At 70.4% G+C, this 21,828-nt stretch carries 20 protein-coding genes; 8 read left to right on the forward strand and 12 right to left on the reverse strand.

The window, feature by feature from the left end; all coding sequences use genetic code 11:
- Positions 1-56: 56 nt before the first annotated feature.
- From ABZ953_RS01305 to ABZ953_RS01315, 3 genes are read left to right on the forward strand one after another with little or no spacing between them, the layout of a single operon-like run.
- Entirely contained in the window at positions 57-632 is a 576-nt protein-coding gene (locus ABZ953_RS01305) for a DUF4383 domain-containing protein (RefSeq protein ID WP_361714738.1), read from the forward strand.
- A 56-nt stretch (positions 633-688) separates the two neighbouring features.
- Positions 689-1,333, forward strand: a complete 645-nt coding sequence (locus ABZ953_RS01310; RefSeq protein WP_361714741.1) for a bifunctional 4-hydroxy-2-oxoglutarate aldolase/2-dehydro-3-deoxy-phosphogluconate aldolase — start codon at positions 689-691, stop codon at positions 1,331-1,333.
- 17 nt (positions 1,334-1,350) lie between these two features.
- Positions 1,351-2,310 (forward strand): sugar kinase, encoded by a 960-nt coding sequence (locus ABZ953_RS01315; protein ID WP_361714744.1) that lies wholly within the window; start codon positions 1,351-1,353, stop codon positions 2,308-2,310.
- A gap of 247 nt (positions 2,311-2,557) precedes the next feature.
- On the opposite strand, the gene ABZ953_RS01320 is transcribed toward ABZ953_RS01315, so the two are convergent.
- The 4 genes from ABZ953_RS01320 to ABZ953_RS01335 form a co-directional block, all read right to left on the reverse strand.
- Positions 2,558-2,776, reverse strand: a complete 219-nt coding sequence (locus ABZ953_RS01320; RefSeq protein WP_361714747.1) for a zinc ribbon domain-containing protein — start codon at positions 2,774-2,776, stop codon at positions 2,558-2,560.
- Positions 2,725-3,585 carry an HAD family hydrolase gene (locus ABZ953_RS01325; protein ID WP_361714750.1) on the reverse strand — a complete coding sequence of 287 codons (861 nt, stop codon included), beginning with the start codon at positions 3,583-3,585 and terminating at the stop codon, positions 2,725-2,727. Before ABZ953_RS01325 ends, ABZ953_RS01320 begins: the two co-directional genes overlap by 52 nt.
- Positions 3,582-6,089: a phosphoribosyltransferase gene (locus ABZ953_RS01330; RefSeq protein ID WP_361714753.1), complete on the reverse strand. Its 2,508-nt coding sequence runs from the start codon at positions 6,087-6,089 to the stop codon at positions 3,582-3,584. Before ABZ953_RS01330 ends, ABZ953_RS01325 begins: the two co-directional genes overlap by 4 nt.
- Positions 6,090-6,179: 90 nt before the next feature.
- Positions 6,180-7,367, reverse strand: coding sequence for an HpcH/HpaI aldolase/citrate lyase family protein (locus ABZ953_RS01335; protein ID WP_361714756.1), 1,188 nt, complete (start codon positions 7,365-7,367; stop codon positions 6,180-6,182).
- A gap of 246 nt (positions 7,368-7,613) precedes the next feature.
- Between ABZ953_RS01335 and ABZ953_RS01340 the strand changes: the two genes are divergently transcribed.
- A complete protein-coding gene (locus tag ABZ953_RS01340) occupies positions 7,614-8,465 on the forward strand; it encodes a TerD family protein (protein WP_361714759.1) in 852 nt (283 codons plus the stop codon).
- A 51-nt stretch (positions 8,466-8,516) separates the two neighbouring features.
- On the opposite strand, the gene ABZ953_RS01345 is transcribed toward ABZ953_RS01340, so the two are convergent.
- From ABZ953_RS01345 to ABZ953_RS01370, 6 genes are all read right to left on the reverse strand, one after another.
- Entirely contained in the window at positions 8,517-9,254 is a 738-nt protein-coding gene (locus tag ABZ953_RS01345) for a Tellurium resistance (RefSeq protein ID WP_361714761.1), read from the reverse strand.
- Positions 9,255-9,413: 159 nt separating this feature from the next.
- Complete coding sequence (locus ABZ953_RS01350; protein WP_361714764.1) at positions 9,414-10,556, reverse strand: DUF475 domain-containing protein; 1,143 nt, start codon at positions 10,554-10,556, stop codon at positions 9,414-9,416.
- 64 nt (positions 10,557-10,620) lie between these two features.
- Positions 10,621-11,196: a TerD family protein gene (locus ABZ953_RS01355; RefSeq protein ID WP_361714767.1), complete on the reverse strand. Its 576-nt coding sequence runs from the start codon at positions 11,194-11,196 to the stop codon at positions 10,621-10,623.
- Positions 11,197-11,298: 102 nt separating this feature from the next.
- Entirely contained in the window at positions 11,299-11,874 is a 576-nt protein-coding gene (locus ABZ953_RS01360) for a TerD family protein (protein ID WP_361714770.1), read from the reverse strand.
- Positions 11,875-11,988: 114 nt separating this feature from the next.
- Positions 11,989-12,456 (reverse strand): peroxiredoxin, encoded by a 468-nt coding sequence (locus ABZ953_RS01365; protein WP_361714773.1) that lies wholly within the window; start codon positions 12,454-12,456, stop codon positions 11,989-11,991.
- Between the two features lie 192 nt (positions 12,457-12,648).
- Positions 12,649-13,080 carry a DUF3052 domain-containing protein gene (locus tag ABZ953_RS01370; RefSeq protein ID WP_361714776.1) on the reverse strand — a complete coding sequence of 144 codons (432 nt, stop codon included), beginning with the start codon at positions 13,078-13,080 and terminating at the stop codon, positions 12,649-12,651.
- Positions 13,081-13,448: 368 nt separating this feature from the next.
- Between ABZ953_RS01370 and aceE the strand changes: the two genes are divergently transcribed.
- Positions 13,449-16,181 (forward strand): pyruvate dehydrogenase (acetyl-transferring), homodimeric type, encoded by a 2,733-nt coding sequence (gene aceE, locus ABZ953_RS01375; RefSeq protein WP_361714779.1) that lies wholly within the window; start codon positions 13,449-13,451, stop codon positions 16,179-16,181.
- A gap of 229 nt (positions 16,182-16,410) precedes the next feature.
- Here aceE and ABZ953_RS01380 read toward each other — a convergent pair whose 3' ends face one another.
- Both ABZ953_RS01380 and ABZ953_RS01385 read right to left on the reverse strand, forming a co-directional pair.
- Positions 16,411-16,818, reverse strand: coding sequence for a peptidase inhibitor family I36 protein (locus ABZ953_RS01380; RefSeq protein WP_361714782.1), 408 nt, complete (start codon positions 16,816-16,818; stop codon positions 16,411-16,413).
- 204 nt (positions 16,819-17,022) lie between these two features.
- Complete coding sequence (locus ABZ953_RS01385; protein ID WP_361714785.1) at positions 17,023-18,633, reverse strand: MFS transporter; 1,611 nt, start codon at positions 18,631-18,633, stop codon at positions 17,023-17,025.
- A 158-nt stretch (positions 18,634-18,791) separates the two neighbouring features.
- On the opposite strand from ABZ953_RS01385, the gene ABZ953_RS01390 reads away from it, so the two are divergent.
- The 3 genes from ABZ953_RS01390 to ABZ953_RS01400 all read left to right on the forward strand — a co-directional run bounded on the left by ABZ953_RS01390 (position 18,792) and on the right by ABZ953_RS01400 (position 21,819).
- Complete coding sequence (locus tag ABZ953_RS01390; protein ID WP_361715625.1) at positions 18,792-19,484, forward strand: TetR family transcriptional regulator; 693 nt, start codon at positions 18,792-18,794, stop codon at positions 19,482-19,484.
- Positions 19,485-19,638: 154 nt separating this feature from the next.
- Positions 19,639-20,850, forward strand: a complete 1,212-nt coding sequence (locus tag ABZ953_RS01395; RefSeq protein ID WP_361714788.1) for an alpha/beta hydrolase — start codon at positions 19,639-19,641, stop codon at positions 20,848-20,850.
- Between the two features lie 75 nt (positions 20,851-20,925).
- Positions 20,926-21,819 (forward strand): DUF4429 domain-containing protein, encoded by an 894-nt coding sequence (locus ABZ953_RS01400; RefSeq protein ID WP_361714791.1) that lies wholly within the window; start codon positions 20,926-20,928, stop codon positions 21,817-21,819.
- The last annotated feature ends 9 nt before the right edge of the window (positions 21,820-21,828 follow it).

Raw genomic sequence — 21,828 nt, forward strand, 5'->3', positions numbered from 1 at the left:
ACAACGGCGTACGGACTTACGGACGTACGGCCTCCGCGCGCGCCAGGGAGGCGGACATGGCCACGCATGTACTTCACCCGGGGGCGAAACGAGGACCGGGCGGGCCTGGCGGGCCTGGGGCGCGAAGGCGTCGGGCGCCGCGCGTCATCCTCGATGAGGAGCTGCCCGTCGACCACCGGCTGAGCCGGGTCTACCGGGCGGGCGCGGGCCTCATGGGTCTCGTCCTGCTTGCGTTCGGCGTCCTCGGCCTCATCGACAAGATCGGGTTCTTCGACACCCGCGGTGACACCGTCGCCGGACTCAGCACGAACGGCGCCCTCAGCGTCCTGTCCATCGCCGTCGGGCTGCTGCTCTTCGCGGGCATGGTGATCGGCGGCAATCTCGCCTCGACGCTGAACATGGTCCTCGGCGTCCTGTTCGTCCTCAGCGGCTTCGTCAATCTCGCCCTGCTCGGCTCCCGCTTCAACTTCCTGGCGTTCGGAATGCCGAACGTCCTGTTCAGCTTTGTCGTGGGCCTGCTGCTCATGACCTTCGGGATGTACGGGCGGGTCAGCGGCGGGCTGCCGCACGACAACCCGTACTGGAAGGCACGCCACCAGGACCGGCCCGGGACGGGCCCGAGACCGTGCTGAAGGGGGCCTGAAGCCCCGGTTCCGGTCGGCCCGCACCGCTGTGCGAATCTGGGGATATGCGCGACTTCCTCACGGACCTCCGGGCACGGCGCCTCGTCGCCATCGTGCGCGGCAGCGATCCGGACGCCTCTTTCCGTACGGTCATGACGCTCGTGGAGTCCGGCGTTCCGCTGGTCGAGGTCTCCCTCAGCAGCGCGGACGCCCTGGGCGTGCTTCGCAGGGCGCGGGCCGAGCTGGGTGCGGACGCCTGGCTCGGCGCGGGCACGGTCCGCACCGCCGACGACGCGCGGCGGGCCACCGAAGCGGGCGCCGACCTGATCGTCACGCCGGGGCTCGGCGCGGGCGCCGACGAGGCCGTTCGGCTCGGCCTCCCGGTGCTCGGCGGCGTCCTCACGCCGACCGAGGTCATCGCGGCCGAGGCGGCGGAGGTGACCGCGCTGAAGATCTTCCCCGCGTCGGCGATGGGCGGACCCGCGTATCTGAAGGCGCTGCGCGCCCCCTTCCCCGACACCCCCTTCGTGCCGGTCGGCGGCGTGGACGCGGCGGCCGCCGAGGCGTATCTGGCGCTCGGCGCGGTCGCGGTGGGCGTCGGCTCCCCCCTGATCGGCGACGCGGCGGGCGGCGGCGACCTGGCCGCGCTGCGGGCTCGGGCGGCGGAGTTCGTACGGGTGGCGGAGGCGGCCGGGGCGGTAGGGCGATGACTGGATCCGGTGCGGCGATGAACGGGTCCGGTGCCGTTCTCACCCTCGGCGAGACCATGGTCGCCCTGCGCGGCAGCGGTCCCCTCAAGCTCGGCGGCACCATGAACGTCTCCGTCGCGGGCGCCGAGAGCAACGTGGCCATCGGCCTCGCCCGCCTCGGCCACGCCGTCCGCTGGGCGGGTGCGGTCGGGGACGACGAGGCCGGTGAGCTGGTCCTGCGGACGTTGCGCGCGGAGGGCGTCGACGTCTCCCCCGCCACGCGTGACCCGCACGCCCCGACGGGGCTGATCCTCTTCGAGCCGCGGCTGCCCGAGGTGACCCGCGTGCACTACTACCGCGCGGGGTCGGCGGGGTCGCGGCTCGCCCCGGAGGCGGTCGAGGCCGCCTTCGCCTGCGCGGCGCCGCCGCGCGTCCTGCATCTGACCGGCATCACCCCGGCCCTCGGCCCGTCGGCGGCCGAGGCCTGCCGCCGCGCCCTGCGCCTCGCCCGCGAGCACGGCAGCCAGGTCTGCCTGGACGTCAACTTCCGCGCCAGGCTGTGGAGTCGGCAGGAGGCGGCCGCGGAACTGCGCGCGTGGCTGCCGTACGTCGATGTCCTCATCGCCTCCGACGACGAACTGCCCCTGTGCCTGCCGGAGTCGGCGCCGGCCGACGCCCCGGAGGAATTCCTCCTCGCGCGGGGCGTCCGTGAGGTCGTGGTCAAGCTCGGCGCGGACGGCGCCACGGTCCATACGGCCGACGGCGCACTGCGCTCCCCCGCACGCGAGGTGCGGGCCGTGGACGCGGTGGGCGCGGGGGACGCGTTCGTCGCCGGGTACCTGTCGGCACTGCTCGACGAGGAGGACGTGACGGGCCGCCTGGACCGCGCCGTCACCACCGGCGCGTTCGCGGTGGCCTCCCCCGGCGACTGGGAGGGCGCCCCCACGCGAGCGGAACTGCCCCTGCTGGGAGCGGGCCCGGGCACGGTGGTGCGCTAGCGCCCCCCGAAGGGGCGCCCCGCCAGGGACACCCCTTCAGGGGCGCGGGGAGCTGCGCGCTCAGCCACACACCCAGCCCGCGCTTCACCACCGCCGCACACGGACCCCACCAGGGGCGCGAGGAACTGCGCGACAAGCCACACCCAACCCGCAGCTCATCACCGCCGAACACGCCCCCTCAGGGGCGCGAGGAACTGCGCACCCCGCCGACGCCGCCTCAGCGACGACCGCCTCAGCGAAGACCCCCTCAGCCGCAACAACCCCCACCACAACAGCCGCCGCCCCCGCCCCCGCCCCCACGAGGGGCAGACGCGGACGCCGAGCCCCCCACAGCGACAGCCGACAACAGCTTCACCGTGTCCTCGTGCCCGTCAGGGCACACCGCGGGCTCCGCGGACTCGGCCATCGGACGGGTCACTTCAAATGTGTCACCGCAGGACCGGCACCGGTACTCGTATCGAGGCATGCGCTCAGGCTAACCGCCCCGAGGAACGCCCGAGCGATCTCCTCCCCCGCCGCGACCCCCCGCTCCCGCAGCACCGTAAGACCCGGCGCCGTGAACTCCATGTCGGCCAGCTCCCCGTGCCCCGGCCGCCAGGACCGGTCCGCGGCGAGCAGCAGGTCCGCGTCGAGGAGCGAGTCACCCGCGGCGAGGATCTCCTCGGCGCCGGTGCGCCGCGCGACCTCCCGTACCGCCGCGCCCTTGGTGAGCGGCTTCGGCACGGCGTACAGCTTGCGGCCCTGCAAGGAGACGGTCCAGCCGCGCGGCCCGGCCCAGTCGGCGAGTTCCGCGACCCACGCCTCGGGCAGCAGCGCTCGGTCGACGACGAGGTACGCGAAGAGGTCCTCGGCGACACGCTCCTTGAGCAGCCACGCGGGGTCGGCCGTGCGGACCAGGTGGGCGCGGACCTCGTCGAGCGAGGCGCACTCCGCGGCGAGGCCGCGGGCGACCGTCGCCTGCCAGTCGGGGTCGGAGACGCCGTCGACGAGCAGGTGCCCGCCGTTGGCGCAGATCGCGAACCGCGGTGCGGGGCCCGGGAGATGGATACGCCCGTACTGCTCGCGGGTGCGCGTCGTGGTCGGTACGAACAGGGTGGCGCGGCCCAGTTCGTCGAGGAGCCCGGCGGCCGTCTCGGTGACGTACGAGAGCGGCTTGCCCTCGTACACCTCGACGCAGAGCAGGCGCGGCGCCGCCGCGTCCGGCACGGTCAGGCCGAGGGCGGCGGCAGAGTAGATGAGGGTGCGGTCGAGGTCGCTGGCGACGATCATGGTCACTTCGAAGCCACCGCCTTGCCGTCCGCGCCCGTCGCCCCGCGCGTGTACTGGGGATGGATCAACCCCACGCAGGTGTACGGGAGTTCACCGACCTCTTCGACGGGCACGCCCCGCTGCTCGGCGAGCAGCCGCACGTGGTCGAGGTCGGGACCCGCGTCCGCGCGGGCCAGGATCTTCCAGGGGACGCGGCGCAGCAGCACCCGGGTCGTCTCGCCGACGCCCGGCTTGACGAGGTTCACATCGTGGATGCCGTACTCCTCGCTGATCCGCTCGACGGCGGCCCAGCCCTCCCAGGTCGGCGCCCTGTCGGCGGCGAGCACCTCCTTGACCTGCGCGTCCACCGCGTCGTCGACCTCACCGAAGCGGGCCACGACCGCGTCGACGAAGTCGCGGGACAGATCGGCGGCGGCGAGCTCGCGGTAGAACTTGCCGCCGTGGAAGTCGTCGGGGCCGACCAGGTCGGCGCGGAGCACGGTGCGTGAGATCAGGCCGGACACCGTGGAGTTGAGGCAGGCGGAGGGGATGAGGAAGTCCTCGCGGGTGCCGTAGGTGCGCACGCAGGAGCCGGGGTCGGCGAGCACGGCGATCTCCGGACTGAAGCCGACCGGGCCGCCACCCTTCTCGAACTCCCTTACCGCGTCCGCCAGTTCGCGGGTGATGGCGCCCTTGCCGGTCCAGCCGTCGACGAAGACGACGTCGGCGGGGTCGTGGTGGGCGGCGAGCCAGCGCAGCGCGTTGGCGTCGATGCCGCGACCGCGCACGATCGACACGGCGTAGTGCGGCAGGTCGAGGCCGTGCCGGTGGGCGGCCCAGCGGCGCATGAGGACGCCGACGGGGGTGCCCGCGCGGGCAAGGGACACCAGGACGGGGCGCGGAGAGCGTTCGGCAAGCACGGTTTCGGTGACCGCGCCGACGGCCTGCGCGATGCGGGCGGCGGACGTGCCGAGCGCGGCGTGGAACAGCTCCTGGTAGCGCTCGCTGGGCTGGTACTCGACGGGCAGCGACTCGGCGTAGTGCGCGCCACCGCTCTGTATCGCCTCCTCCCGCTCCTCCGTGGGCGCTTCGAGCGTCACGTCCGAGAGGTCCTGGAGCAGCCAGCCGACGTCGTCGGGCGCGTACGAGGAGAAGGCGGGGCCGCGGAGGGGCTCGGGGAGCATGGAGGGCCTTTCGGGGGCGTGCGCGCCTGTCGGCGGTACGCGGGACGGGACGACGGCCAGCAGGACGTGCCCGGTGTGGTCGGAGAGCTGCGCCAACAGGCCGTCCGGAGCGTGCAGTCGCGGGGTGTCCGCGACCGAGTCGACGACCGCGACGACCGTGTCGAAGCCGCCGCCCGCGACGTTGTAGGCGTACCGCGTCCCGGGTCCGTCGGCGGGGTCGTCGTGCGCCGGGAAGGCGAGGCGGGTGCGGATCGCGTAGCCGGGGTCGTCGACGGCGAGCACGGGCGAGCGGGTCGTGGTGGAGAAGCGCACCTCGGCGCCGGTCCGGCGCTCCAGCTCGGCGGCGAGCGCGAGCGGCGCGTACATCAGCTCCTCGAAGCCGAGCACGAGCACCCGGCGCGCGCCGTCGGGCAGCGCCTTCGCGACCCGTGCCGCCATGTCGGGCAGCGCCGCGTCCAGGGCGCTCCGGTGCGCGGGCGTGAAGCCGTGTCGCCCGCCGTCGGGCACGCCCGTGGGCCAGCCGAGGTCGACGCGGGTGAGGGGGCCGCGCTCGGCGCGGGGCCGCGGCACGGCGGCCGTCATCCGCGCCTCGTACTCGGCGACCAGCGCCTGTCCCTTGGCCAGGACGCCGTCGGGCAGCCGCACCGTCCCGGCCGCCCTCGCGACGAGGTCGACTCGGGCGCCGATCTCGCGGGCGAAGTCGGTGAGGCGCCCGCGGTCCTCGGGCGAGCGCATGTCGACCAGGGCCACGATCACGTACCGCTCGCGCGGGAAGAGGTCGTGCAGGGCGCGGATGGTGTTCAGGACGGTGTTGCCGGTGGAGAACTCGTCGTCGACGAGGACCAGCGGGCCGTCGCCCGCGAGCAGCCGCGGGTCCTCGGGGAGGAGCAGGTGCGACGTGGCGTGCGAGTGGGACTCCTCGAAGCCGCCCGCGCGCTCGACGCCCTGGACGGGGCGCCGGGTGGAGTGCAGGTAGGGCGCGAGGGCGACGCCGTCGGCGACCGCGTGACCGAGGCCCGTCGCGGTCTCCGCGTAGCCGAGGACGACGGCGCGCCGGGCCTCGTCGTCGCCGAGCAGCTCTCGCACCCGGACACCGAGGTCGTGTCCGGCCGCGTACACGACCGAGGGGCGCTGCGGTACGTGCTTGCCCAGGACGTTCGACACCAGGAGATGCGCCCGCTTGGGGTTGCGGCGCAGCGCGAGGCCGAGCATGGCGCGCAGCCCCTCGTCGCCGTCGAGCCCGACCCCGAGCCGCTCGGCGACCCAGCTCCCCGGCCACACGGCCGTGCCCGTCGCCTCCGGAGCCGCGTCTTCAGGCACGGTCGCGTCTTCAGTCACGTACGTCATGTCCCTTACGTTCATCTACGTTCATTTACGTTCATTCGTCGACGTTCATTCGTCGACGTTCATTCGTCGACGTTCATTCGTTGACGTTCATCAGCCGGGGATCCCGGCGGTGAGCAGCTCCACGAAGCCGATGTCCTCCTTGGCGACGCCGAAGACCTCGGCGCGGCGCAGGGTCCGCTCGGCCCAGGCGCGGTGCGGCTTCACCTCGTTCATCTTGTTCGTGTACGAGGAGCGCAGGACCCCGCCGCCGCCCCGCTCCGGGCGCAGGATGTCCTCGGCGTCGCTGAACTCCTCGTGGCTGACCACGGAGAGGGCGTGCACGGGCAGGACGTGGGAGGGGTGGATGCAGGTCTTGCCGAGCAGGCCGTTGGCGCGGTCGAGCTCGATCTCGCGGAGCAGGCCGTCCATGTCGTGCTCGATGAGGGCCTGGCGCAGTTCGTCGGCGCGGCCCTCCAGGAAGGGGCTGCGGCGCAGCTGCGGCTTGAACATCCGCTCCTGGACGCGGAAGTACTCCCAGACCGGGCCGGTCACGGTGAATCCGGTGCCGTCGGCCCTGCCGAGGACGTTCACCACGTCGGCGATGACGGAGGCGACGATCTGCACGTCGTAGGCCGTCATGTCCGGCGGCCTGCGCAGCCCGTACGCCGAGCAGAAGTCGGTGACACCGAGGCGCAGCGCGAGGACCCGGTCGCGGTACTTGTCGACGGCACGGGAGACCCCGGCGAGGGTGTCGGCCCGGCTCTCCAGGTGCAGCAGCTCGGGCGACTCCAGGACGGGCATGGCGAAGAGCCGTCGGGCGGCGCCGGCCATACCGCTCTCGGCCAGCTCCGCCTCCGCGGCCACCAGCGCCTCCAGGAACGGGACGCCCCGCTCCTCGGTGAACTTGGGCAGGACGAACCCGGACAGCAGCCGGACGCTCGTCCCGAGCCTGCGGACCAGGTCGGGTATCTGCTCGGCGGCGCGCACCCGGATGAAGAGCAGCGGCGGCTCCGCGTCCCGCGCGGCCAGGTCGGCGAACTGCCGGACCAGGTTCTCCTCGGCCTCGACGACCTCGGCGTCGTCTATCGAGTCCTCCAGGCAGACCACCATGGAGACCACGCCGCGCCCGGCTTGCTTCATGATGTCGTCGGCGAGGCGGGGACGGGTGGCGGGGCTGTAGAGGGTGGCGCCGAGGGCCACCGCGAGCAGCTGCGGCGGGGAGGCGGCGGTGAAGGCACACGGCTCCCGGTGGAAGAGGCGCTGCCGCACCTCAGGGGCGATGTGCCCGAAATGACGCATGTGACTCCTTGCCATCGCCTGTTTCGCAGACATGGGCCGTATGGATGTGGCCGGTAATAGTACGTAGAGACGGGTGCCGGGGGTTCCCGCAGGGCATGAACTTCCAGTAACCCGGCCATGTCACACATGCTCACCACACAACCGTCGCACGCTCGCACCACCCGCAGGTCAGAAGCCTGATGACACGGCCGGGGCCCCGAGCCCCCCACGTTGTCCCGGCGCCGCGGGGGAAGGCAGGATGACCGCATGACGCACGCGATGTTGAAGGGGTCGAACGTCCCTCTGGAAGCCCCGGCGGTCCGCGCCGTGCTCCGCTGGGCCACCGGACAGGGCGTTCCCGACGTCGACGCGTCGGCGCTGCTGCTCGGCGGCGACGGCCGGGTGCGCTCCGACGAGGACTTCGTCTTCTACAACCAGCCGCGCCACCCCGCGGGCAAGGTCTGGCGGCTCGGCAAGAAGCGGGTCGCCGAGGGTCTTACCGACACGATCCAGACGGACCTGGCGGGCATGGATCCGGCGGTGCACCGGGTGCTGCTCGCCGCGTCGGCGGAGGGCGTGGCCTTCGGGCGCGTCACCGCGCTGCGGATCCTGCTGTACGACGCCACCGTCGCCGAGGGCGAGCCGCTCGCCTACTTCGACATCACTCCGCAGACCGGCGAGGAGACGGCGCTGATCTGCGGGGAGCTCTACCGGCGTGGCGAGGGGTGGAAGTTCCGCGCGCTCGGCGAGGGGTACACCAACGGCCTTGAGGGGCTCGCCTCCGACTTCGGCATTTCCGTGGACGACTCGGACTCCGCTTCTTCGGAGCCCTCGCCCTCGGCCTCCCTGCCCCTGCCGCCCCAGCAGCCCGTGCCGCAGCAGCCCACGTCCCGGCCCTCCATCGACCCGCCCGCGTACGGCTACCCGCCCGCGCCGCCCCGGCACGCGCCGCCGCAGCCCGGGTACGGCTACCCTCCGGCAGCGCCCACCCAGCCCACCCCGATCGTCCAGCCGGCGCCCGTCTCCCAGCCGTCGTACGGCTATCCGCAGCCGGTGGTCCCGATGCCGGACCCGAACTTCCGGCTGCCTCCGCAGGGTCCGCAGTTCCTGCCCCGGTGAGGGTGAGGGTGAAGTCGTGGGCGGGCGCGGGGCCCGACGCGGGCGCACGGCTCAGCCCACCTTGGACTTGTAACCCCGGCCCCACTGGAGCCCCCAGCCGTACAGCCGGTCGAGCTCGGCCTGGAAGCCGTAGACGAACTTCACCTCGCGCCGCACGACCAGTTCGTCCTTGACGTTCTCGATGGAGACGACCGCGCACGAGCGGGCCTGGGGCTGCCGCTCGTCCAGGTCGATCTCGATCCGGGGGCCGTTGCTGGGGTAGAGCGTGACCTTCGCGTGCGTGCGGTCGAAGGCCGGGGTCTGGTCGTAGATGTATACGAAGATCAGCAGCCGTTTGATCGCCTCGCGGTGGTCGAGATTGACGTAGAGCGTCTCGCCCGACCCCGAACCGAACCGGTCGTCGCCACTGCCCTTCACGTACGGCGGGGAGTTGAGGCTCCCGAAGAAGTTGCCGAGCGGCTGCACCACGCCCTTGTCGCCGTCGGCCAGCTCGTACAGGCAGCCCAGGTCGAGGTCGACGTTGACCATGCTCTGCGTGTGCGCCTGGACCGGCTCGGGCCGGAACATCTGTAGGGGGTGCCGCAGTGATCCGCCGCCGCGCGACCCGCCGACGAGGTCGGAGGTGCGCATCTGCCAGGACAGGTTGACGCGCAGGTTGCCGGTGGCCGCGCCCTGCTTGGAGAGCGAGACCGTCGGGTGCCGTTTGGTCAGTTCGATGGAGTTGGTGGCGGCGCTGCCCGATTCGAAGTCCATCGAACGCCCACGCCACAGACCGTCCCAGAAGGACATTCCCGCCCCCAAGTGCCCTTGTGCCCGCCTACGAATACCGGCGGGGCGGCCATGAGGACCTCTCCTCGACGGCCGCCCCGCACAGAGCGTTCCTCACCCCGGCCGCCGTCACACTCCGGGAACCGGAATCGGACGGGTCGGCGAGGGAATCAGTCAGGCTCAGACCCCGGACGAGACCTCGGCCTTCTCTCCCGATCCTTGCCCCTCTGCCGCCGCCATCCGCTTGTTGCGGATCACGGACGAGATGAAGGACCAGGCGATCAGGATGACGCCGACGGATCCGGTGATGACCTCGTGGATCTCGTACTGGATGGTGACCAGGAGGATCACGGCGAGGGCGCCGATCGCGTAGTGCGCGCCGTGCTCCAGGTAGACGTAGTCGTCGAGGGTGCCCTGGCGGACCAGGTAGACGGTGAGGGACCGGACGTACATGGCGCCGATGCCGAGGCCGAGCGCCATCAGGACGATGTCGTTGGTGATCGCGAAGGCGCCGATGACGCCGTCGAAGGAGAAGGACGCGTCCAGGACCTCGAGGTAGAGGAACATGAAGAACGCCGCCTTGCCGGCCATCACGACGGCAGGAACCTTCTTGCCGGTCCGCTTGGCCTCTTCCTCCTCCTCGTGCTCGCGCTCCTCGTCCTCCTCCAGCTTGTTCTCGAAGTAGCCGGAGAGTCCGCCGACCACGAGATACGTGATCAGACCCGCGATACCGGAGATGAGGACCGTCTGCGCCTTGTCGACATGCGCGCCGCCGTGCTGGTGGGCGTGGGTGGCGACGGTCATGGCCGAGATGAGGAGCACGACGAGGGCGATGCAGACCGACAGCATGTCGACCTTGCCGAGCTTGGCGAGCGGGCGCTCGAGCCAGCTCAGCCACTTGATGTCCCGCTCCTCGAAAATGAAGTCGAGGAAGATCATGAGCAGGAACATGCCGCCGAAGGCCGCGATCGACGGGTGGGCGTCGGTGACCAGCTGCTGGTAGTGGTCCTTCTCGTTGAGGGCGAGACGGACGGCCTCGATCGGGCCGATCTTGGCGCTGATGGCCACGATCACGACGGGGAAGACCAGCCGCATGCCGAAGACCGCGATGAGCACGCCGACGGTGAGGAAGATCTTCTGCCAGAAGGCACTCATCTTCTTCAGGATTCCGGCGTTGACCACCGCGTTGTCGAAGGACAGCGAGATCTCGAGGATGGACAGGATCGCCACTACGCCGAACCCGGTCCACCCCCCGTAGATCACCGCGGCGACCAAGCCGAGCGCGGTGACCGCGAACGACCAGCCGAAGGTTTTCAGAAGCACTGGCTACCCAATCGTGTGTGTACGGGCTCCCGTTTAGCGGTCTCCCCCGCGCCGGTCCCCGGCTTTACGAAACGTTGACCCCGAAGTCTAGAGCGATGCCGCGCAGGCCTGACGCGTACCCCTGTCCGACTGCACGGAACTTCCACTCTCCGCCGTACCGATACACCTCACCGAAGATCATTGCGGTCTCCGAGGAAGCGTCCTCGCTGAGGTCGTAGCGCGCGAGCTCCTGGCCGTCCGCCTGGTTCACGACGCGGATGAACGCGTTGCTGACCTGGCCGAACGTCTGGCCCCGGTTGTCCGCCTCGTGGATCGAGACCGGAAAGACGATCTTGTCGCAGCCGTCCGGCACCTTGGAGAGGTCGATCAGGAGCGACTCGTCGTCGCCGTCACCCTCACCCGTGAGGTTGTCTCCGGTGTGCTCCACGGATTCGTCGGGGCTCTTGAGGTTGTTGTAGAAGATGAACCACTCGTCGCCGAGGACCTTGCCCGCGTTGCACAGCAGTGCGCTGGCGTCGAGGTCGAAGGGGGCGCCGGTGGTGGAGCGCGCGTCCCAGCCAAGGCCGACGAGGATCCGGGTGAGATCGGGTGCGGCCTTGGAGAGGGAGACATTGCCTCCCTTGGCGAGCGTGACGCCCATGGTGATGGTCCTCCCCGAGGTGAGAAGAGCAGGTGGTGAGCGCGTCCGGCGCCGCACTCGTGTGGTGCGGCGCCGGACGCGGGGCGCGAGGGTGCTTTCGGCTCAGACGTTGACGCCGAAGTCCTGCGCGATGCCGCGCAGGCCCGAGGCGTAGCCCTGGCCGACCGCGCGGAACTTCCACTCGGCGCCGTGGCGGTACAGCTCGCCGAAGACCATCGCGGTCTCCGTCGAGGCGTCCTCGGAGAGGTCGTAACGGGCGATCTCCGCGCCGCCCGCCTGGTTCACGACGCGGATGAACGCGTTGCGCACCTGGCCGAACGACTGCTGGCGGTTCTCGGCGTCGTAGATGGAGACCGGGAAAACGATCTTCTCCACGTCGGCGGGGACCGCGGCGAGGTCGACCTTGATCGCCTCGTCGTCACCCTCGCCCTCACCGGTGGTGTTGTCACCGGTGTGCTCGACGGAGCCGTCGGGGCTCTTCAGGTTGTTGAAGAACACGAAGTTGCCGTCACTGCTGACCTTGCCCTCGGCGTTCGTCAGGATCGCACTGGCGTCGAGGTCGAAGTCCGTACCGGTGGTGGTGCGGACGTCCCAGCCGAGGCCGACCAGAACTGCGGTCAGGCCCGGCGCCTCCTTGCTCAGCGATACGTTGCCGCCCTTGCTGAGGCTGACTCCCACGAATCCTCCCAATTGGTGTCCAGGGGCGGGGAGCCCCAAGCGTTGCTTTGCCATCGGATCAACGTGTGGATCCTAGTGACCGGTTCCCGGCAGCGAGCGAAAAACAGGGCCCGCTCAGAGCGTTTCGAGCGCCGTGACGTACTCATTCAGGTCACGCGCGTCGGGGAGGCCGTTCACGACGGTCCAGCGCACCACGCCCTCCTTGTCGATGATGAAGGTGCCGCGCACCGCGCACCCCTTCTCCTCATCGAAGACGCCATAGGCGCGGCTGACCTCGCCGTGCGGCCAGAAATCGGAGACCAGCGGGTACTCCAGGCCCTCCTGCTCGGCGAAGACGCGCAGCGTGTGCATGGAGTCGTTGGAGACGGCGAGCAGCTGGGTGTCGTCGTTGACGAACTTCGGCAGCTCGTCGCGGAGGGCGCACAGCTCGCCGGTGCACACGCCGGTGAACGCGAACGGGTAGAAGAGCAGCACCACGTTCTTCTCGCCGCGGAAGTCGGAGAGCCGCACGGTGCGGCCGTGGTTGTCCTTCAGCTCGAATTCCGGGGCCTTGGTGCCGGTGGCGATTCCAGCGAGCGCCATGAGTACGCATCCCTTCGACGGAGCCCCTCGGGTGGGGCTGATCGGGTGACGTCCACCCTACGTCCGGCGGTCCGCGCCCCCGCGTGCGTGAGGCCCCCGCCGACAGGTGTGTCGACGGGGGCCTCACGGCGTTTCTCCGGCTGGTGCCGCTGGGGCCGCGCGGGCCCGGCGCTTCTCTCGGCCGCGGGGGGCCTAGCGCTTCTTCGCGGCTCCCTTGGGGGTGATCAGCCGGCTGCCGTTCCAGTCCTTGCCGGCGTTGATGCTCTTGGTCTGGGAGAGGCCCGCGGTGGTCGACGCCTCGCCGATTTCGCTCGGCTCGACGTACCCGTCGCGACCGGTCTTCGGAGTGAGGAGCAGGATCGAGCCGCCCTCCTCCATGTACGCGAGGGCATCCACCAACGCGTCAGTCAGGTCCCCGTCGTCCTCACGGAACCAGAGCACCACGGCGTCAGCCACGTCGTCGTAGTCCTCGTCGACGAGCTCTGTGCCAGTGGCCTCCTCGATGGCCTCGCGGAGCTCCTGGTCGACGTCGTCGTCGTAGCCGATCTCCTGGACCACCTGGTCGGGCTGGAAACCAAGCCTTACGGCAAGGTTCGTCTCCGCGTGGTCCGCGGTCGCGCTCACGGATTGCCTCCTGATCATGTTTTTGGGAATGCCTGTCAGCCACGCGCGTGCGCGGGGCGTTGGCCGTAGTCCACACGGGCGGGACGGATCGCGCAAGTACCCGGCCGTCGAGACCGCCGAAACGGTGACGTTCCCGACCGTGTCGCCGCAACTGCCGCCCCACCCGTACGAGACCGAACGGCTCTGCGAAGGCTCTAGGCAGGATGGGCGTATCGTTGCGATTTGGGCCGAGCCTACCCCAGGGACGCCGGATGAACGTCTCGGTTACCTATCGGTAGACATGACGAACGCGTCCACGCGGTACACGATGGGGAGCGGTGCACGGCCAGGCAGAACCCAGGCGAGAGCCCCGACAGCGAAGGAACAGCGTGGCTTCCGGATCCGATCGCAACCCGATCATCATTGGCGGCCTGCCCAGTCAGGTCCCGGACTTCGATCCCGAAGAGACCCAGGAGTGGCTCGACTCGCTCGACGCCGCGGTCGACGAACGCGGACGCGAGCGGGCCCGGTACCTGATGCTCCGGCTGATCGAGCGAGCGCGCGAGAAGCGTGTCGCCGCGCCCGAGATGCGCAGTACGGACTACGTCAATACGATCGCCACCAAGGACGAACCGTTCTTCCCCGGCAACGAGGAAATCGAACGCAAGGTCCTGAACGCCACCCGCTGGAACGCCGCGGTGATGGTCTCCCGCGCCCAGCGCCCCGGCATCGGCGTCGGCGGCCACATCGCCACCTTCGCCTCCTCCGCCTCCCTCTACGACGTGGGCTTCAACCACTTCTTCCGCGGCAAGGACGAGGGCGACGGCGGCGACCAGATCTTCTTCCAGGGGCACGCGTCCCCCGGTATCTACGCCCGCGCCTTCCTCCTCGACCGGCTCTCCGAGCCGCAGCTCGACGCGTTCCGCCAGGAGAAGTCCAAGGCGCCCAACGGCCTCTCGTCGTACCCCCACCCGCGACTGATGCCGGACTTCTGGGAGTTCCCGACGGTCTCCATGGGCCTCGGCCCGCTCGGCGCTATCTTCCAGGCGCGGATGAACCGCTACATGGAGGCGCGCTCCATCGCCGACACCTCCAAGTCGCACGTCTGGGCGTTCCTCGGCGACGGCGAGATGGACGAGCCCGAGTCGCTCGGCCAGCTCTCCATCGCCGCCCGCGAGGGCCTGGACAACCTCACCTTCGTCGTCAACTGCAACCTGCAGCGCCTCGACGGCCCGGTGCGCGGCAACGGCAAGATCATCCAGGAGCTGGAGTCGCAGTTCCGCGGCGCCGGCTGGAACGTCATCAAGCTGGTCTGGGACCGCAGCTGGGACCCGCTGCTCGCGCAGGACCGCGACGGCATCCTGGTCAACAAGCTGAACACGACGCCCGACGGCCAGTTCCAGACGTACGCCACGGAGACCGGCTCCTACATCCGCGACCACTTCTTCGGCGAGGACCAGCGGCTGCGCGCCATGGTCGAGAACATGACCGACGACCAGATCCTGCACCTGGGCCGCGGCGGTCACGACCACAAGAAGATCTTCGCGGCGTTCTCGGCGGCCAAGGCCCACAAGGGCCAGCCGACGGTGATCCTCGCCCAGACGGTGAAGGGCTGGACCCTCGGCCCGAACTTCGAGGGCCGCAACGCCACGCACCAGATGAAGAAGCTGACGGTCGACGACCTCAAGGGCTTCCGCGACCGCCTGCACATCCCGATCACGGACAAGCAGCTCGAGGACGGCGCCCCGCCGTACTACCACCCGGGCCGCGACTCCGAAGAGATCCAGTACATGCACGACCGCCGCCTGGGCCTCGGCGGTTACGTCCCGACCCGGGTGGTGCGCGCGGAGCCGCTGCCGCTCCCCGAGGACAAGACGTACGCGGCCGCGAAGAAGGGCTCGGGCCAGCAGTCGATCGCCACCACCATGGCGTTCGTCCGCATCCTGAAGGACCTCATGCGGGACAAGGAGATCGGCAAGCGCTTCGTGCTGATCGCCCCCGACGAGTACCGCACCTTCGGCATGGACGCGTTCTTCCCGAGCGCGAAGATCTACAACCCGCTCGGCCAGCAGTACGAGGCAGTGGACCGCGACCTCCTCCTGGCCTACAAGGAGTCGCCGACGGGCCAGATGCTGCACGACGGCATCTCCGAGGCGGGCTGCACGGCGTCCCTCATCGCCGCGGGTTCGGCCTACGCCACACACGGCGAGCCGCTGATCCCCGTATACGTCTTCTACTCGATGTTCGGTTTCCAGCGCACCGGCGACCAGTTCTGGCAGATGGCCGACCAGCTCGCGCGCGGCTTCGTCCTCGGTGCCACCGCCGGCCGCACGACACTGACCGGCGAGGGCCTGCAGCACGCGGACGGGCACTCGCAGCTGCTCGCCTCGACCAACCCGGGCTGTGTCGCCTACGACCCGGCGTTCGGCTACGAGATCGCGCACATCGTCAAGGACGGCCTGCGCCGGATGTACGGCCCCGACAGCGAGGACGTCTTCTACTACCTCACCGTCTACAACGAGCCGATCCAGCACCCGGCCGAGCCCGCCGACGTGGACGTCGAGGGCATCCTCAAGGGCATCTACCGCTTCAAGGCGGGCGAGCAGGGCGCCGTCCCGGCCCAGATCATGGCGTCCGGCGTCGCGGTGCCGTGGGCGGTCGAGGCCCAGCAGATCCTCGCCTCTGAGTGGAACGTCAAGGCGGACGTCTGGTCGGCGACCTCCTGGAACGAGCTGCGCCGCGAGGCCGTGGACGTCGAGCGCCACAACCTCCTGCACCCCGAGGAGGAGCAGCGTGTCCCGTACGTCACGCGGAAGCTGTCCGACGCCGAGGGCCCGTTCGTGGCCGTCTCCGACTGGATGCGGAGCGTGCCCGACCAGATCTCCCGCTGGGTGCCCGGTACGTACCAGTCACTGGGCGCGGACGGCTTCGGCTTCGCCGATACGCGTGGCGCGGCCCGTCGGTTCTTCCACATCGACGCGCAGTCGATCGTGGTCGGCGTACTGACGGAACTGGCCCGTGAGGGCAAGGTCGACCGCTCCGTCCTGAAGCAGGCGATCGACCGCTACCAGCTCCTCGACGTGATGGCCGCCGACCCGGGTGCGGCCGGGGGCGACGCCTAGCGTCTCTGTTCCTCGCTCCTACCGGAGGGCGGCGGGCCTCTTGGCTCGTCGCCCTCCGGTGTTCAGGGGCCCAAGACAGGCTCTTATAGGAACATCCGGACGTCGGGTGATGCGGTGGGGTCGACGTGTTGGCCCGATGGTCCCGAGCGTCGCGCGATCCGGCCGGCTCCGCGACCACATGCGGCCGCGTGGGCCGGGGCGCTCGCGCGTGCTGTGCGAGTACCCCCGTTCAGCTCTCCCAGACCTTGAATGCCCGTACGCGGTAGGGAGTTTCGGGCGCCCAGGTGCCGCTGCCCGGATAGGTGTCGAACTCGGCGGTCTCCGCGCACTCCGCCGATTGGTACGCGGTGACCGGCCGACCGGTGCGATTGGCGAGGGCCGTCGCGCTGCCCCCCTCCGGCAGCGCGACGCAGCTCTCGATGTCGATGTCGGCCAGCTCGTACACCTGGCGGGTCCCCCGGAACTGCGCCCGCTCCCACAGGCAGAGCTCGCCCGGTCCGCAGCCGCGCAGTGTCGGCGGGGCGGCGGCCCCGGCATGTGCGGCCCCGGTGTGTGCGGCTCCGGCGTGTGCGGCTCCGGCGTGTGCGGGCGTCAGGATGACCGCGGCGAGTGCGACTGCCGTGACGGTCGTGGGCATGGTCCTACGCATCTCTTCAACCCCCGTGTGATGTGGCGCAGTTGTCCCCATGAGACGCGGTCCGGTCACCCGTGCCGTGCTCGTGCGGATCTTCTCTCCGCACTCTGGACCCGTCGGCCGGGCCGTCGGAAGGGGTACGAATGTGCGTCACCCGGATAGGCGAAAGCCCCCCAGGTTTTCCCTGAGGGGCTTTCCCCGAGACTCTCAGATGTGGCCCACGCCCGCGCCCGCCTCGGCGTTGACACCACGCTTGGTCAGGAACGCGACGAACACGGCGACCGCGGCGACTCCGGTGGCGACCAGGCAGGCCAGGCCCATGCCCGACATGAAGGTGTCGTGCGCGACCGAGGTGATCTGCTCGGCGACGGACGGCGGCGCCTTCGGCGGGACCGGCGCCACGCCGACCTGGACGGCCTCGGCGGCCTTGTCGAGCTGGGCCTCGCTGAGCGGCGGGAGCTTCGCGTCGGCCCAGTTGCCGGGCAGGTCGCTGTCGACCTTCGACGCCATGACGGCACCGAGGACGGCGGTGCCGAGGCTGCCGCCGATCTGCATCGCGGCCTGCTGCAGGCCGCCTGCGACGCCGGAGAGCTCCATCGGCGCGTTGCCCACGATGACCTCGGTCGCGCCGACCATCACCGGGGCGAGGCCGAGGCCGAGGAGCGCGAACCAGATCGACATGAGGCCGCTTCCGGTGTCCGTCTCCAGGGTGGACATCCCGTACATGGCGACGGCGGTGCACAGCATGCCGCCCGCGAGCGGGATGCGCGGCCCCACCTTGGTGATCATCGCGCCCGCCAGCGGCGAGCCCACGATCATCATGCCGGTGAGCGGCAGCAGGTGCAGGCCGCTGTCGACGGGGCTCATCCCGTGCACGTTCTGGAGGTAGAAGGTGACGAAGAAGAGGCCTCCCATGAAGGCGATGGCCATGAGCACCATGAGGACCACGCCCGCGGACAGCGCCACGGAGCGGAACAGTCCCAGCGGGATGAGCGGTTCCTTGACCTTCGTCTCCCATACCGCGAAGGACGCGAAGCACAGCACGGAGACGCCGATGAACGTCCAGGTCATGCCGGAGCCCCAGCCCCACTCCGGGGCCTTGATGAGCGCCCAGACCAGACAGAACATGGCCGCCGAGAGCAGCGCGATGCCGAGGACGTCGAAGGACTTCGGCGCGTTCTCGGCGCGGTGGTCCCTGAGGATGACCAGACCGAGCACCAGAGCGATGATGCCGACCGGCACGTTGATGAAGAAGACGGACTGCCAGCTGACGTGCTGGACGAGGAGGCCGCCGAGGATCGGGCCGCCGGCCGTGGACGCGCCGATGACCATGCCCCAGATGCCGATGGCCATGTTGAGCTTCTCGGCCGGGAACGTGGCGCGCAGCAGGCCGAGCGCGGCGGGCATCAGCAGGGCGCCGAACAGGCCCTGGAGGACGCGGAAGGCGACCACCAGCGGGATGGTGTCCGAGAGGCCGATGGCCCCCGAGGCTGCGGCGAAGCCGATCACGCCTATGAGGAAGGTCTGGCGGTGTCCGAAGCGGTCGCCCAGCTTGCCCGCGGTGATCAGTGCGACGGCCAGCGCCAGGAAGTAGCCGTTGGTGATCCACTGCACCTCGGCGAAGGTGGCGCCGAGGTCCTTCTGGATCGCCGGGTTGGCGATCGCCACGATGGTGCCGTCAAGGGCGACCATCATCACGCCGATCGCGACGGCGAAGAGCGTCAGCCAGGGGTGGCCTCGGAGCCCCTTGGCCGGGGCCGGAACGGGCAGGGGCTCCGGTGCCTTGTCCGCCGTGTCGACGGTGGTCTGACTAGTCATGCGCCCGAGATTAGTGACAGTGTCTGACAGTTGACAAACTATTTCACCAGTTAGCGACTGTCACCTAGCTCACAGGTATGGTGAACTGGGCAAACGGCAGGAAAGAGGACCACGGTGTGAAGACCACGCAGCGAGCGACCGACACCCCGGCGACGCGCATCGAGGTCCCCGAGGACCCTTCCGCGGGCTCCGCGACGCCGGGGCTGCGCGAGCGCAAGAAGCAGCGCACCCGGGACGCACTCCTGCGCGCGGCGCTCGAACTCTTCACGACCAAGGGGTACGAGGAGACCACCGTCGACGAGATCGCCGAGGCCGTCGACGTCTCCCAGCGCACGTTCTTCCGGTACTTCGCCAACAAGGAAGAGGCCGCCTTCGCGGTCCAGGACATGGTGGAGGCGCGGTTCGTCCGGACCGTGCGCGAGCGCCCCGCCCACGAGGCGCCGCTGACGGCGCTGCGCGGCGCTGTCCTCGGCGCCTGGGAGGCGATGGGCCAGTCCATCGAGGAGGTCGTCCCGGTCGAACTCCACATGCGGACGTACCAGATGATCGAGTCGACGCCCTCCCTGCTCGCCGTCCACCTGCGGCGCTCCATCGAGACGGAGGACGAGGTCACGCGCGTGATCGCGGAGCGCGAGGGGCTCGACCCGGGCAGCGACCCGCGCCCGCGCGTGGCCGTCGCCGCCTTCGGCGGCGTCATGCGGGCCACGGGGCGGCTGTGGGGCGCGGGCGGGGACGCCAGCCTGGAGTCGATCCGCGCGCTCACGGAGCGGTATCTCGACCACTTGGAGCCCGCACTGGCGGAGGACTGGCGAAGGACTGGCGCCGAGCCACGGACCGTACACCCTGAGTAGCCGTCACCCCTGCTGCCGCATGCGCGACTTGCGCCTACGGAGTGTGACGGAATGGTTCAATATGCGCCCGCTTTGCCTCAATTACCCGTCAAGAAACGTGATCTGCCTCACGCGATGCACGGTAGGCATCACGGTTCTCCTAGGGTGTTCCGTAGTGACTTCCTTCGACTCATCCCCTCAACTCAACGCCTGGCGCACTCTGCTCGCGCTCGCCGTCGTGTTCGTCATGCTGGCCACCACCGGGTGGACGGCCGTGCGGCACAACAGAGGCGACGCATCGCCTCTGGAAGCCGCGCGCTCCGCCTGGGAGCACGGGCACATCGGCAAGCGCCCGCTGCCCGACACCGACGCTCCGGCCGGCCGGCTCGCGCACTTCTTCACCACGCTCGACGCGCGGCAGCAGAACCGCCTCGCCGCCCGCTACCCCCTCGCGGTCGGCAACATGAACGGCGCGCCCGCCACCCTGCGTTACCGCGCGAACCACATCGCTCTGGGGCAGGCCCGCACGGTCGAGCGCCAGCGCATGCACGACAAGCGGCTCTCCCCTCTGGGGCAGCAGGAGGCCGAACGCAGGATGAAGCGGTTCGGGGTCATGATGCGCCCGGAGCGGCAGGTGTTCGCCTTCGATCCCATGGGCTCGGGCCGGATAGCCGAGGTCTTCGGAGACCTCGACAAGGCCCGCCGCGTCTCGGTCATCGTGCCGGGCGTCGACACCAACGTACTGACGTTCGAGCGAACGTTCCGCAAGAACTCGGCGCCGGTGGGCATGGCCAAGTCTCTCTACCGCGAGGAGCGCTCGGTGAAGCCACGCGCGCGTACCGCCGTGATCGCCTGGGCCGACTACACCGCGCCCGTCGGGATCGGCGTGGACGCGGCCACGGCCATGCGCGCCGAGGACGGGTCCAAGCGCCTCGACTCCATGGTGCGCGGTCTGCCCGGCCGCACTCCGGTCGCGCTGTACTGCCACAGCTACGGCTCCGTGGTGTGCGGTGTGGCCGCGCGGAAGCTCCCCCCACGGGTCACCGACATCACGGTGGCGGGCAGCCCCGGCATGCGCGCCGACTCGGCGTCGCAGCTGGGCACGGGTGCCCGGATCTGGGCCACCCGGGACGGCGACGACTGGATCCAGGATGTCCCGAACATGGAATTCGGCGGGCTCGGCCACGGCGCCGACCCGGTGGCGGCGGGCTTCGGCGCGCGCGTGCTGTCCGCGGCGGGCGCGCGGGGGCACACCGGCTATTTCGAGCCGGGCACGGAGAGCCTGCGCAACTTCGCAGAAATCGGCACCGGCGCCTACGACGGGGTGCGGTGCGCGACCGAGGACGACGCCTGCCGGAAGGGTTTTTCCGGCGCGGCAGCGGCCTGACGCGCGTAGAAATCGATGAAACAGCGGCCCGCCGCAGGAGGGACGGAGGCGCTCGTGCCGCCTACGATGAGCCGCATGGGTGACGTACTGGCCGGATTTCATGCCGCCTGGGAGTTCCAGTCCGACTCCGTGCTCATCCGCTTCGAACGGGGAATCCGCACGCCGAAGCTCTTCCAGGCTCTCGGCGAACGGCGCATCCCCCACGAGGCGATCGCAGCGGTGACACTCTCCCCCGGGAGACGCGGGACCGTGGTTCTGCATGCCGTGCCGAAGCCGGGCGCCGATCCTCTGATGGAGGCCGCGGCGGGCCAGCTCAAGGACGGCTGCGACCCGTACCGCCTCGTGCTGCCCGCCGAGCGGGAGACGCTCGCCGAGTACTACGCGGACGAGCTGCGGGCGGAGATCTCCTCGGACGGGTACGACGGCGTGCCGACGGACCGCTATCTGGTGACCGCGCCCGAGACGCCCTTGCAGTTCAAGGCGTACGACGGCAAGGCGTCCTTCGACGGCAAGACGGTCTCCTTCCGCTGGTTCTGGACGGGCGCCTCGTCGGCGAAGTGGAAGGCCGGTGACCAGAGCTTCCTGGTCACCGACCTGAGCGGCATCGAGTGGCGCTCCCCGGAGGTGTTCGAGGGCCATCTGCGGCTGCTGCGCCGCGAGAGCCCCGTGGCACAGCCGGGACAGGCCGACCAGGATCCGGCGGCCGTGGTGTTCGGCCTCGGCTACGGCCCGGTCCACGAGTCGCTGCCGTTCGCCGCGTCGGTCCTCGCCGCGGTGCGGGCGTCGGGGGCGGGCCCGGCCCTGAGCTCCGGCGGCGTCGGTACGAGCGTCTCCGCGGCGCCGGCCGTACGGCGCGACCCGGCGGACATCGCGGACCGCATCCGGCACCTGGGCGAGCTGCACCAGGCGGGCCTGCTCACGGACGACGAGTTCACGATGAAGAAGGCCGAGCTGCTCGCGGAGCTCTGAGGGCCTGTC

It is taken from the genome of Streptomyces sp. NPDC046465, assembly GCF_040646035.1.
GTDB lineage: Bacteria > Actinomycetota > Actinomycetes > Streptomycetales > Streptomycetaceae > Streptomyces.